Annotated in this window: 8 protein-coding genes; all 8 read right to left on the reverse strand. The window is 36.2% G+C overall.

What is annotated here, in order from left to right:
- Window positions 1-19 precede the first annotated feature (19 nt).
- Window positions 20-544 (reverse strand): sigma-70 family RNA polymerase sigma factor, encoded by a 525-nt coding sequence (locus NSQ59_RS21880; RefSeq protein ID WP_340832751.1) that lies wholly within the window; start codon window positions 542-544, stop codon window positions 20-22.
- 370 nt (window positions 545-914) lie between these two features.
- Window positions 915-2,501 carry an ImmA/IrrE family metallo-endopeptidase gene (locus NSQ59_RS21885; RefSeq protein WP_340832752.1) on the reverse strand — a complete coding sequence of 529 codons (1,587 nt, stop codon included), beginning with the start codon at window positions 2,499-2,501 and terminating at the stop codon, window positions 915-917.
- Window positions 2,479-3,228, reverse strand: coding sequence for a M48 family metallopeptidase (locus NSQ59_RS21890; protein ID WP_027625314.1), 750 nt, complete (start codon window positions 3,226-3,228; stop codon window positions 2,479-2,481). The genes NSQ59_RS21885 and NSQ59_RS21890 overlap by 23 nt, the downstream gene beginning before the upstream one ends.
- Window positions 3,221-6,346: a type I restriction endonuclease subunit R gene (locus NSQ59_RS21895; RefSeq protein WP_340832753.1), complete on the reverse strand. Its 3,126-nt coding sequence runs from the start codon at window positions 6,344-6,346 to the stop codon at window positions 3,221-3,223. The genes NSQ59_RS21890 and NSQ59_RS21895 overlap by 8 nt, the downstream gene beginning before the upstream one ends.
- Before the next feature lie 13 nt (window positions 6,347-6,359).
- A complete protein-coding gene (locus NSQ59_RS21900; RefSeq protein ID WP_340832754.1) occupies window positions 6,360-7,583 on the reverse strand; it encodes a restriction endonuclease subunit S in 1,224 nt (407 codons plus the stop codon).
- A complete protein-coding gene (locus tag NSQ59_RS21905) occupies window positions 7,577-10,267 on the reverse strand; it encodes an N-6 DNA methylase (protein WP_340832755.1) in 2,691 nt (896 codons plus the stop codon). The genes NSQ59_RS21900 and NSQ59_RS21905 overlap by 7 nt, the downstream gene beginning before the upstream one ends.
- 20 nt (window positions 10,268-10,287) lie before the next feature.
- On the reverse strand, window positions 10,288-10,500 hold the full coding sequence (locus tag NSQ59_RS21910; protein WP_220155756.1) for a type II toxin-antitoxin system Phd/YefM family antitoxin: 213 nt from the start codon (window positions 10,498-10,500) through the stop codon (window positions 10,288-10,290).
- 926 nt (window positions 10,501-11,426) lie between these two features.
- Complete coding sequence (map, locus tag NSQ59_RS21915) at window positions 11,427-12,191, reverse strand: type I methionyl aminopeptidase (RefSeq protein ID WP_340832757.1); 765 nt, start codon at window positions 12,189-12,191, stop codon at window positions 11,427-11,429.
- Between the last annotated feature and the right edge of the window lie 401 nt (window positions 12,192-12,592).

The raw sequence follows: 12,592 nt of genomic DNA on the forward strand, positions 1-12,592 counted from the left end.
ATGTGCTGCCCTCTATCTATTAGCCGTGACAAGAGGGGAAAGTTGAGGAATCTGGAAAAACTTTTCTTAAATTCTTCTTAGCTGTATCTAAACGATGTGAAATAGCACTTTTGCTAACACCTTCCCGCTTTGCATACTCTGTCATTGTCATGCCATCAAGATATACAGCGATAAAAGGTTCTGAATGTTTCGGCTTAAGAATAGAACGAATAATCTCACAGTAATATTCATAATCTTCCTTTTTATTCCGAGCCACTTCATGGGTGTTATCGGGAAGATAGTCCATATGATCCGTTGCATCCTCTGATTCGTTGTCCTTACGGAATGGTTTTTTCGGCATCCCTCTGTGTCTGTCAAATTTATGCCAGTTATTGTACTCAGGTTTGTTATACTTATCGTTAAAAGCATCTTGAATTAAGCGCTCTTTATTTGATTTGGAAAGTCCTTCACCTACAAGGGACAGACTAACCCACATTTGCTCGGTTTCTTCATCATTAAGCTCGATTGTTTGAATTTTTTCTTCATACCTTACTGAAAATCTCATTAGATTCTCCTTTTCCCGTCTTGCAAGACGGCGGAGTACTAATGAGTCTTAGAAAAAAATGACCAACAGAGTTACTTCCCGAAAATGTGCATAGGAAATAAAACGGAGGAGCATAAACTTTTCCAATAGCCCTTCAATGACTATCTTCGATTCATTTATGTATCCACCGTCTTCTGCTGGCCAGCTTTAGACGTATTTAAATTTTTGTAAGACCTGTGCCTTACACTTATAAACATAAAGGATTTCAAAATTCCGCGACCAACTCATCGAGTTGGCTTTTGTTTCCTTATATATGGGGGTTTTTCAATTTTGGGCAAAAAAAAAGAACCCCTTTCGGGGTTCAAAACCAACTCAACGAGTTAATGAATTTTTAAATTTTTATTTCACTACCTAGTTCAGGTATTCCAAACTGTCCTAAGACTCCATTGAAATCGTCAAGCGAGAGTCCTGGCATAGTATCCATTATACGAATATAGGTTTTATCAGGATCAGAATAATAGTCTAATTTGTTATTTGATTTATCAAATAACTTTTGTGTTATTCTAGAACTTAATCTCATGCCTACACAAATCGCCATCAAAACATTAGTAGTCATGTTGTTATAGTTATTTTTCTTAATTTTACCATGATAGTTTATGTGCAGTCCTGTCTCTTCGTAAAATTGCTTAGGATAGTTCCATTTTCTATTCTCCATCAAAAACCATAAACACTCGCACAGTGATTTAGTTGGGTCTCCTATCATCTTCATAAGTTCAATTTCTTCTTGTTCATCATAAGAAGCTAACTGTTTATAAAATGCTTGGTAAGCCTCTTCTGGTTCACACATTAAAGAAGACTGATACTTTGGATGGAATGTAAGAAGTCTATTGTCAATTCCTTCTACTTTTCTAAGTACCGCATAACCAAGAAAATCCTTATCGGCATTTTCATATGTAGTAAACTTTTGCTCACGAATATTAATAACACATTTAGCAAGATTTTTCTTTGCTTTAGCAGTTAAATGAAGTACTCCATCTTTTTGTTTTACATACTGGATGTCAGCGAGAACAAAGTACCCGTCAGCATAAACAAATCGTCCATCGCTTATCCATCCTTTAAGAACTGAATCTGTGTCAATAATCTTTAACGCTTCTACTGGAGTTAATTTGACAAAATCTTTATTGCTATTGATTTCTTCATAGACATCTTCATAATCTGAAAACCTTAAAATTGTATCTTTAAGACCAACCTCAATCAATCTATATTTTACTGATAACCGTGACGTTTTAAAGAAGATACTTAAATCTTCAATCAAAGTGTCACACGATAATATAACATTTTCTCCAGCCTCTTTATATTGTTGAATAAACTCCAGTGCCTTCTTTTTAAAGCTGTTTTTTGGCATAAGGACTCTTGGTGCTAATCTATGTGCCTGCCATTCCAACCACCTTACTTCATTTTCTTTTGTGTTCTTTCCCTCAGGCGGAGTATAGAAAGTCTCAGATTGACGGCATAAAATAGGGTATAGCTTTTCAGATGCGTTTTTATTTTTTATCTCAAGGATTTCAAAATATCTTTTATCTTTTTCCCAATGCAGTGCCTCATGGATTAGTGTGTTTCTTTTCGAACCTTCACCATATACAGCTTCAGATAATGGATCAATCAATACAGTTCCAGCATTAAAAGCAGTTGATGTATATTGCCTTGTTTCATGGTCATAAACATCTATATGTGCATCTAGTAGCAAACAGCAACCAAAAACATCTAAATTGCTAGATAAGGAAACTTCTTGTACTGTAAGTCCCATATCCTGAAGAATCTCCTCAACTGGAAGAGGCATTGGATCAACCAATGCCTGCTTACAATATTTTGTTAGAAATTTGGTTGCATAATCATCAAGTCGATTCTTTCCAAGTATCAATGCACCCGATTTTTTATTAATATCAAAAATATCACTAGATGTTATTTTGCTCTTCATTCTCTACCCACTCCCCTTTTTCAATATAATCTAAAGGCAGCTCTGCTAATAGCTTTCTTGCCTCTTTCCAGGTAGGGTAGAACTCCTCAACAAGAGCATGAAATCTATGGGTGTGATTCTTTTCTATTAAGTGTACTAGTTCATGTATAACCACATACTCAAGACATTCGACTGGCTTTTTAGCAAGCTGCAAATTAATCCATATTCTTTTTTTATCAATATTACAAGTACCCCATTTTGTCCTCATATTTTTTATTTTGTATTCATTAGCATAAAGATTTGTCTTTGCCTCGCACCTTGAAACCACACCATTCAATACTCGTTTAAGTTCTTCTCTGTACCATTCGTTAAAAGCCCTCTCCCTTGATTCTTTGGTCGATCTCTCGGGAGCAGTTAAAATTATTTTATTTGGTAGTTTAGTAATTTCGTATTTGTTTCCTTCATAAACGACCTGCAAACGATAAGGCTTTCCCCATAAATAATGTGATTCGCCAGACACATATTCACGTTCAGTTTGACGTGGTTGTGACAACATCCTATCTCTCACCTTGGTAATCTCCGGCATTTTCTTTAGAACAAAAAGCCTTATTTCTTCATCAGGATAATCACTAGGAGTGCTGACAGTTACATTTCCTTCTGGGGGATTAACCCTTATATAAAGATTTTTAAGATTTTGCTTTTTGATAATCTCTATTGGCATACCGCCAATTATTACTTCATTACACATCGTATTCTCCCTGTCTTTCAGCTATTTCGAAGACGGCATTAGTTTTTTCAGTTGCTACATCTTCGTCATAACCATATACCAATAAATTTTGATATATAGCAAGTCTTATATTTTGTTGTTTCTGGAAATTTCGCTTCCAATCAGGACGTATTGCATTACGGATAGCATTATCACTATTTATAGCCAGTTTTTCATCTCTATCAAAGTAATCAAAGAAAGCTCTTCTGGCTTGGCTTTTCTTAATAGCATCAGGATAATCAGAATTTTCTTCCGGATGTAAAATCGCTTGTGCTAGTTCTACCACTTGACGCAGATACTCCTCATAACTCATAGCCTCAATTCGTCTTTGGTCAATAACTATTTGGAGCATTTCCGATAGCTTACCATAGTAGACTTTATTTGATGACATCTTCTTAACAATTTCATGTTGCAAATTATTTTCAATTATCTCCGCTTTAGCATTATCGCTTCCTGGAAGTTCTTTTACTAATGCATCTATTGGTGTTGTAGTTGTATTATTTAATAGCAACTCAACCAATGGCATATTGGCAAGTTCGCTTACAACCTTAGAATCGTCGGCACGAATGTAGGTGTCCAGAATATAACGCATATCTGCCTCATAAGGCTTCAAGTCAATATAATCACAACTTGCAAGTTTAATCATTTCTTTTATTTTGTTATATCCAGAAATATCACTTCTAAGCTGGTTAACTTGATTATCTGAATAACCATAGTTGCTCACAAGTTTATCACAGCAATTTGCAAAGGAACGAGTTAGGGATGCAGTAAGAGCGTATAAAATATCCCTACGACCTATTCTCTCATCATCCTCACTATTTTCACCACAGAAATATTCAATATAATCAGTATCCTCTTTCGGATCATTTACATTTTCCAGCAAATCTTTAAGTGATGCAATTGCACCTACCATTTCAGATTTGGCTTCATCATAACGATTCTTAATAAGTCCTTCAACATCTTCTTTATCAAAGTTATCGAAAGCCTCAGTTGTATAATCAGCAACTGCCAACTGTACATTACGGAACAAATCCATATAATCTACAATGTAACCATAGTCTTTATCCTCACCATCCGGTCTATTAACTCGACAGATTGCTTGGAACAAGTCATGATCACGCATAGATTTATCAATATATAGATAAGTGGCACTTGGTGCATCAAAACCTGTTAATAGTTTGTCCACCACAATAAGTAACTTCATTTTAGCAGGTTCTTTTTTGAATTGTTCTTTTACTTCTTTTTCGAACTCGGATAGTTTTTTACCTCTAAGCATCCGCTCATAAATAGATTTCTTATATTCTTCTTCACCCTCTTGATTTAAGTCGCTGGTAGCAGTTCTAACACTTGCGGCTGAAGGTTCGTAAGAGGTGACAACAGCACACTTATTAAAGCCATTGCTAGTAAAGATATCCCAATATCTACAAGCCTCGTATATACTGTTGGCAACAAGCATAGCCGTTCCACGTTCATTTTTAAGGCGCGGTTTTAAATTCATATCAAAGATAATATCCCCTGCAATTTTCTCAAGTCTTTGTCTTGAACTATATAATTTATTGATTGAAGTCCAACTCTGTTTTAAATGTGTCTTTGCTCTTTCAGTAAGACCAAAGGTTTTATTATCAAACCACAAATCTACCTTTTCCTTATTGGATAAATCTTGGTCAACATCTCTTGCCTCATAACGCAAATCAAGAACAACACCATCTTCAACACCCTCATCAAATTTATAAGTGTGAATATACGATCCAAATGTTTCAAGGCTGGTTTTCTTGTCCTTTTTAAGTAGCGGTGTTCCTGTAAAACCGATAAGTACTGCTTCAGGCATCAATACTTTAACAGCCTCGTGTAATTTCCCCGAGTTTGTACGGTGGCATTCGTCAATAAAGGCGATAATGTTTCCTTTTGCCTTAAAGTCAGCAGGCAAGTCCTTTAATAACTCTTTACGATACTGATCCACATCGGATTGTTTACCTGCATTGTGTCCATACTTATGAATTAAAGAGCATATGATAGAATCATCATTTTTATTTAGTATTTCTCTTAAATCAGAGGAACTCTTTGCTCTTTTAACTTTCTCATTAACATCAATAAATAGGCTCTCTATTTGGTCATCAAGCTCGTCACGGTCTGTAATGATAACTACACGGCTATCTGCCACATTTTCAATAATCCACTTAGCTAGCCAAACCATTGTCAATGACTTACCGGAACCTTGTGTATTCCAAATGATACCACCCTCATTTTCAATAATCCTTTTTCTTGCAGCAATATTTGCAAAGTATTGATTATGTCTTGTAACTTTCTTCACTCCAGCATCAAAGATAATGAAGTCATAAATCAATGATAAAAAACGTTCTTTTTGACAAAGAGAGACTATAGCATCTCTTAGCTTATTCTTTTCTTTAGATTGAATATCCTTGATAGTTACAGAAAGGTCATCGGTGGCTTTGATATCTTCTTTCCATTTAAGAAAATACTTTTCAGCCGTTTCGATAGTACCGTACTTAAGCCCCTCTGCCTCATTACCTGCAAAAATTAATTGAACGGTACTAAAAAAAGGTTGAATATACTCTTTTTTTTGATTTGTAAGATTTTGACGAATACCTTCGCCAATACTCACGCATGAACGCTTTAACTCAAATACGCCAAGAGCGATGCCGTTTATATACAGCACCACATCAGGACGTTTTCTTTCTATCTGATTAAAACAAAGTACGCTTACTTCTTCAGCTACATAAAAATCATTATTCTCTACATTATCCCAGTCGATATAATGCACAGTTTGACGATTTTTATTATCGTCCTTTACGCCTTGCTTTCCGTAACGAAGTAGGGAATAGACCTCTTTATTGGTTTGATATAGGCTATCCACTTGATTGCTAGCCTTAGTAGCAAGTTCATTTACTGCTTTTGAAATTTGTTCTTTCGTATAACCGCGCTTTTCTAGATTCTTCTTTAGCAAATCCTCTTTAACTGGTGTGTTGTCTTGATCTTCAAGGTTGCCAAGATATGTGTAGCCTAAGCCACCATCTTTTTCTTCATCTATTAACCAGTGGAGGACTTTATTTTGTAATTTTCTTTCTAAATCAACAGACATAAACTTAACCTCCTCATACTGTAAGACGCACACGGCCTGTTAATAGGTCGTCCATTGCACCTTCTCTAATTCCCATTATCTTCTCTTTTTCTACTTCGAGAGATTCGATTTCTTCATCCATAGCTTTTAAGACAGAGGCGATGGCTTGTTGTTCTCTGATATCCTGTGGCATTCTAAACTCAAAATTACTTAAATCTTTTTGATATAGATGCTTTATTGTAGAACCTGCGGACAATGTATTAATAAACTCTTTAAAAATTGAGGACAACAAAACTCTATAGAGAAACGTTGGAAGAAGGCTAGGCGTTGTTCTGAAAACAAAAACTCCGCTATTCAGAGTTGCTGGTTTATCCAATTTAGGAACCAGTGCTACCTTACCAATCGTTCCATCTTTTGTTACCAGTACATTATTTGACTCAACTTGAATATTTGAATCCATATCGTATCGTTCTTTTGATACGTATGATATGTTCTCCAGATTGACCTTTCCATTATGGAAATCAGTGCCCCCAATTAAATAGCTGTATCCACTTCTTAAATACTCTTCCTTTTTTAAACCTTGCCATCCAATTCTTGCTTTTGGTTTAATCACTTGGTTAAAAGAAACAGTTTCCCATTCCTTGTCAAAACCATCAACCCTAGTTTTGCCACTAACCAAATCCTCCAAAGCACCATCACGGATAGCCTTTTTCTTTTCTATAAGCTTTGCTAGATTATTGATATGCTCATCGAAGTCGGATAGAACAGAGGCGATGCCTTGTTGTTCAGGAAGCAAGGGTAAATGAACTTGTACTTTTTTTACAACCTCTTTATTAAGATTTTGGACTCCACTTCCGGCAGCAAAAGAATCATATTGCCCCTTGACGCTTGATGACGAAAGAAGATAATAAAGAAAGTCCTTATCGACTGCATTTTGAAAATCGTATAGTCTTAACCATCCGTCATGTATGCACCCATCAATTTTTAAAAGGTAAGGTCTCCCAAAACTCATTGAATTTGATAAAATAAAATCACCTGGACATACCCGCACCGAACGCTTAGCCCCATCTTTTGTTATTTTCTCAGCTGTAGAAATAATATATTTCCCATCTTGTGGGGCATCACCAATTTTAATCCAGTTTACGCCTGATGAACTGAAAGTTAAATAGCTCTCTATTGGACGAGGAGATGCACCCCTTTTTATTTTAATGACATCATCAAGAATGCTTTCACTCCAATCTCTAGGATAAGCTACCATATGTACCCCATCCTTTCCAGAGCAGACTTTACCTTAATCTTTGACTGAGCTGTCTTTTCTTCAATCTCACCTAAAGTATGCTCATAGCGTTTTGCGATTAACACCACTTTTGATGCTAATTCATTTAATACTTGATCAATTGCATCAGCAATGTCACCTTCAAGTCTTGCCATCCACTTCTTATTAAAAAGCAAGTGCTTAATCTCATCAATTGATAACTCGCCATATTTAGCAAGCACTAGTTCATCAAGTGTCTTTTGTGCCTCTTTGATAGCCTTGTCAGCATCTTCTTTTTCCGAAACCTTAGCTTGATATGCAAGCAGAGCGTTATATTCATCTGCATAAATTTCAGGGATAACCGCCTTTTCGTTTGCCTCTTTTAATGCGGCTTTTAGCTTGGCCTTACCAAATGACCCATTCTTATTTCTAAGTTCGTAGCCCTTTAGCTCACTGTTAGCTTTAACGATTTTCTCCATTTCAATTGTATTGCCCTCATCTAACAATTCAATCAACTTTGTAATATCGCTCATTACAGGTGAGGTCTTTTTACTTTCAAGTTCCCTAATCCGTTTATTAAGATTTGCCTTTGGAATGCTGTCACCTTTTTCATTTAGGGCATTTACAAGCAAACCTTCATCGCCGGATTCTTCTTCACGCACTTCATCTAGTTCAGATTCAAGCAAGGTTGCTTTTTCGATCAACTCATTAAGAACAATTAACTCTTTTTCAAAATACTCATTCTCGATAATCTCTCTTGAGATTAACGCCCCTTCAAACGACTTCATTTTAGAAGTATCGTCAACTTTTATTTCTTCTCCACTTTCATCTTTTGCTTTCTTTTGAGCATATACATATTCAATCTCACGACCAGCCTCATATCCACTAGCCTTAATTACATACACATCATCTTGCATTTTCTCATTCCAATAATTTAGCAAGAAATCGTACACATCGTAATTGTCTAAAAGCTGTGCTGATTCGAAATCGTGCAGAATTTCAAGGCCAATGTTACGAATTAACTCCTTTGGATTTGTATCTGCATTGATGTTTAGTAGCACATTTTTTACTGCATTTCTCCAAGCCCCGAATAGTTCGCCACACTCGTTTTCCTTTGCACTCTTTACATTTTCATCTTCAGAGATAACTGTTTCTATCTCGTTTGGTGACGTAGCAAGGTTATATACGTTATGCTTTTCATCAACACAGGTAAATATTTCTTGTTTTAAATTTGGCGAAATCTTCCATAGCTTTTCTATTGAATCAATATCAATTTCCGGAATTCCACCCTTTAGATGAGATGCAATATTTTGCGGCAATGTATCGTCAATCTTTTGGATATATCGAGGGACATTCAGGTTACCATCGTTTTCTTCTAAGATTTCTTTATAGGTAACAAAACGAGAATATCCCTTAATTTCTTCTTTATTTATGCATGTTTGTACTATCTTCTCAATATCTTGTTCACGAAGGCGATTCTTGTTACCGTCTTTCTTAAATCCACGGCTTGCATCTACCATAAAGATACCTTCACGATTATCGGCATTTTCTTTATCGATAATTATGATGCAAGCAGGAATACCTGTGCCGTAAAATAAATTAGCGGGCAGACCAACTATGCCCTTGATGTAGCGCTTATCAAGAACTGCTTTTCTAATGGTCTCTTCTATATTCCCTCTAAATAGCACACCATGGGGCAGAATAATTCCTGCCTTACCATTACTATCTAAGGCCTTTAAAACGTGCAAAAACCAAGCATAATCACCATTCTTCTCTGGTGGAATGCCATAACCTTCAAATCTTTTATATTTATCTTCTGATGGTTTAATTCCATCAGTCCAATCCTTATCTGAGAAGGGTGGATTCATTACAATAAAGTCGAATTTTCTAAGCCCTCCGAAATCATCCGTATATGCTGGGTTTGCTAACGTATTACCACTCTTGATTTCTCCTGTACCTTTGTTATGTAGGATAAAGTTCATCTTTGCTAAACCTGCAGTATCTGGATATTTTTCTTGACCATATATTGTAACTATAGAGTCACCGTTTTCATCCATAGGGGCTTCATCTGCTGCACGGATTAGTAGAGAACCACTACCCGCAGCAGGATCATGAAGCGTCCATTTCTTACCAGTTTCATGCTTGATATCACCAATTCCAATAAGTCTAGCAATGATACGCGACACTTCACTAGGCGTATAGAATTGACCCTTGCTCTTACCAGACTCTTGAGCAAATTTCATCATGAAGTACTCATAAGCATCTCCGATGATGTCATCGCCACTAGCTCTGTTACTTTTGAAGTCAATAGCAGGATTTTGGAATATAGCAATAAGTCCAGAAACTTTATCAACTAGTTCCTTGCCAGAACCCAATTCATCCGGGTTATTAAAACTAACATCAGGAAGAGAACCTTGAAGACGGTTTTCCTCTAGGAACTTTTGGATAATCTTATCTACTCGTTCACCGACATCACTCTTGCCCTTTGCAGCAATTAAGTCATCAAATGATGCACCTTCGCTTACTGTAAACTCAGCAAATCGCTGTCCCTTGTATCTATCTGATACATATTTAAAAAACAACAATACAAGTACGTAGTCTTTGTATCTTGACGGCTCTACGCCACCTCTTAATTTATTACACGCTTCCCATAGCAGGGAATATAGTTCTGATTTTTTCACGGCCATTCATTTTACCTCGCTCATCTTTAATATTCTGTTATATCAATACCCGATTTCAAAAGCCTTTCATAGCGTTCATTAGACAGTAGAACGGCAATAGGCTTTCCATTTTTTAAAACGAAAGCTGTCCTATCCTCATCAGATAATTTAGTTATTAATTTCGAGGATTGTCCTCTTAAAAAATCTGACATATTATAAAAGTCCATAGGCTGTTTTTGCACTTTATCTTCACTTTCCATATCCACACCTGCTTTTTCTTTTTATTATACCAAGAAAACTAGTATATAGGAATGACTATTTACACTTTAAATGTAATTACTTTTTCAACTTAAATATTAAGAGATGTATATCTATAATATATAGAGAGAGGGATAACCCTTCATTTCAAAATGTTTCATCTATCCTATCTCCACAACCTCATGAAGTTATCTAATCTATCTGCACAACCCTACACACATTTTTACGGTCGACATGTTTCCCAAACAAACAAAAATAAGGATTTCCAAGGTTAAAAGCCACTACCTAACAACAAGTAGAAATCCTCCAATCTTGAAAATCCTTTATTTATCAATGCTTTGAATAGACCCTATTTCTCCACCCGTGACATCAAGACAACACACTCCACATGTCTTGAGAGGACAGAATTGATGTCATTTGAGTATGTCTGTTCTCGGAAACATATCCATGGTGTTTTTGGCGCTATCGGTAGACGGGAACATATCTACCAATCGTACTGATTGCGAAAAGGAGCTGTGACATAAGTCCCTAGAAAAAATCGCATGAAATTACGAAAAATCGTTCTTTTCATGCGATTTATTGGGTAAAAGGAAAGGAGCACCGGTTGCCGCTAATGTCCCAACATTTAATCCAGAAAGAACTAAACAAAATGCACACTAATATAACATAAATCAACTCACTTTGGATTTATCTACTTCATTTTCTCCAAAAGGATCTTTGCAAAATAATCATATCAACCAGCTGCACACTACATTCAAAAATCGGATTGTCATCATTGTCAATAAAAATTTTTATGTTATGATAACAAACAACTTATCTAACTTCTGTCGGTTACGCGTCCGACAATCTTTCATCGATATGCTCCAAAAAATAGAAATACTTTTCAATCCTTATCCATTAATGCCGATTTGTAAATCATATATTTCGTTTAATAAGTTCCTTCTTCTCCTTGAGATGTTAGAATTAACGGCCCATCTTTCGTGATTGCCAAGCTATGCTCATATTGACAACTTAAACTGCCATCTAGAGTTCTTGCTTCCCATCCATTAGACATCATCTTTACTTGCCCATCACCCACATTCACCATGGGTTCAATCGTGATGACCATTCCCTCTCTCAGGCGAACCCCTTTCCCAGGTGTCCCATAATGAGCAAAGAAAGGTTCCTCATGGATACTAGGTCCAATGCCATGAGCAATAAAATCTCGTACGATGCTATACCCTTGTGCTTCTACATAAGCTTGTATGGCATAACCAATATCCCCAGTCCGATTGCCAACCTGTGCTTGCTCGATTCCAAGATAAAGAGCCTTTTTAGTTACCGCCATCAAATTGTCAACTTCCGGTGTGCTTGCACCTACTACATAAGCCCAACAAGAGTCCGAGATCGCGCCATTTAAATTGACACACATGTCAACTTTAACCAAATCACCTGACTTTAAGACTTGTTTTTTGGGGAATCCGTGACAAATTTCATCATTCACACTGATACATGTAGCATACTTATAACCTTCAAATCCAATTTGGGCAGCAACTCCTCCATGACTTTCGATGTAATGACGCACAAAAACTTCAATGTCCCAACTGGTAATTCCTGGCTTGATAAAATCTCGTAGATGGATATGAACATCGGCTAATAACGATCCAGATTCAGCCATCAACTCAATTTCCCTTTTAGATTTTAAGGTAATCATGTGTACTCCCCGCTTTCAAATTTTTATAAGATTTTGTTACAAAGTTTCAAACTGATTTAATTTCCCATATTTCTACCGAAGTTTTCAGCAAGAATGCCGAGTAGCCTTTTTATTTCTCTACAGTCCAAAAAAGAAGAAGATTTCTTCTTTTCATCCTAGGAAACATAGCAATATACGATGGCTATTTTTTTAGGAGAGCGTCGTCCGTTGGAGCATATCAATAAATTTCATATAACATTCTTTTCGCTCTAATAAAAATCCGTTCTCTCGAGTGGACGCTCTAATATTCTCATGTTATCTTCCCTTTTGATATTTAAAAAACGCTATATACCAACGATCCCTTTTCCCTTCATCCTCTTTAGAAATATAGATTCCATCCATTTGCTTTCAATTTCTTTGAT

This window comes from Margalitia sp. FSL K6-0131 (genome assembly GCF_038008735.1).
Taxonomy (GTDB): domain Bacteria; phylum Bacillota; class Bacilli; order Bacillales; family Bacillaceae_C; genus Margalitia; species Margalitia shackletonii.

Coding starts and splice junctions, on each gene's coding strand:
- NSQ59_RS21880 (WP_340832751.1), bottom strand. CDS start 544: ATGAGATTTTCAGTAAGGTATGAAGAAAAAATTCAAACAATCGAGCTT.
- NSQ59_RS21890 (WP_027625314.1), bottom strand. CDS start 3,228: ATGTGTAATGAAGTAATAATTGGCGGTATGCCAATAGAGATTATCAAA.
- NSQ59_RS21885 (WP_340832752.1), bottom strand. CDS start 2,501: ATGAAGAGCAAAATAACATCTAGTGATATTTTTGATATTAATAAAAAA.
- NSQ59_RS21905 (WP_340832755.1), bottom strand. CDS start 10,267: ATGGCCGTGAAAAAATCAGAACTATATTCCCTGCTATGGGAAGCGTGT.
- map (WP_340832757.1), bottom strand. CDS start 12,191: ATGATTACCTTAAAATCTAAAAGGGAAATTGAGTTGATGGCTGAATCT.
- NSQ59_RS21900 (WP_340832754.1), bottom strand. CDS start 7,583: ATGGTAGCTTATCCTAGAGATTGGAGTGAAAGCATTCTTGATGATGTC.
- NSQ59_RS21895 (WP_340832753.1), bottom strand. CDS start 6,346: ATGTCTGTTGATTTAGAAAGAAAATTACAAAATAAAGTCCTCCACTGG.
- NSQ59_RS21910 (WP_220155756.1), bottom strand. CDS start 10,500: ATGGAAAGTGAAGATAAAGTGCAAAAACAGCCTATGGACTTTTATAAT.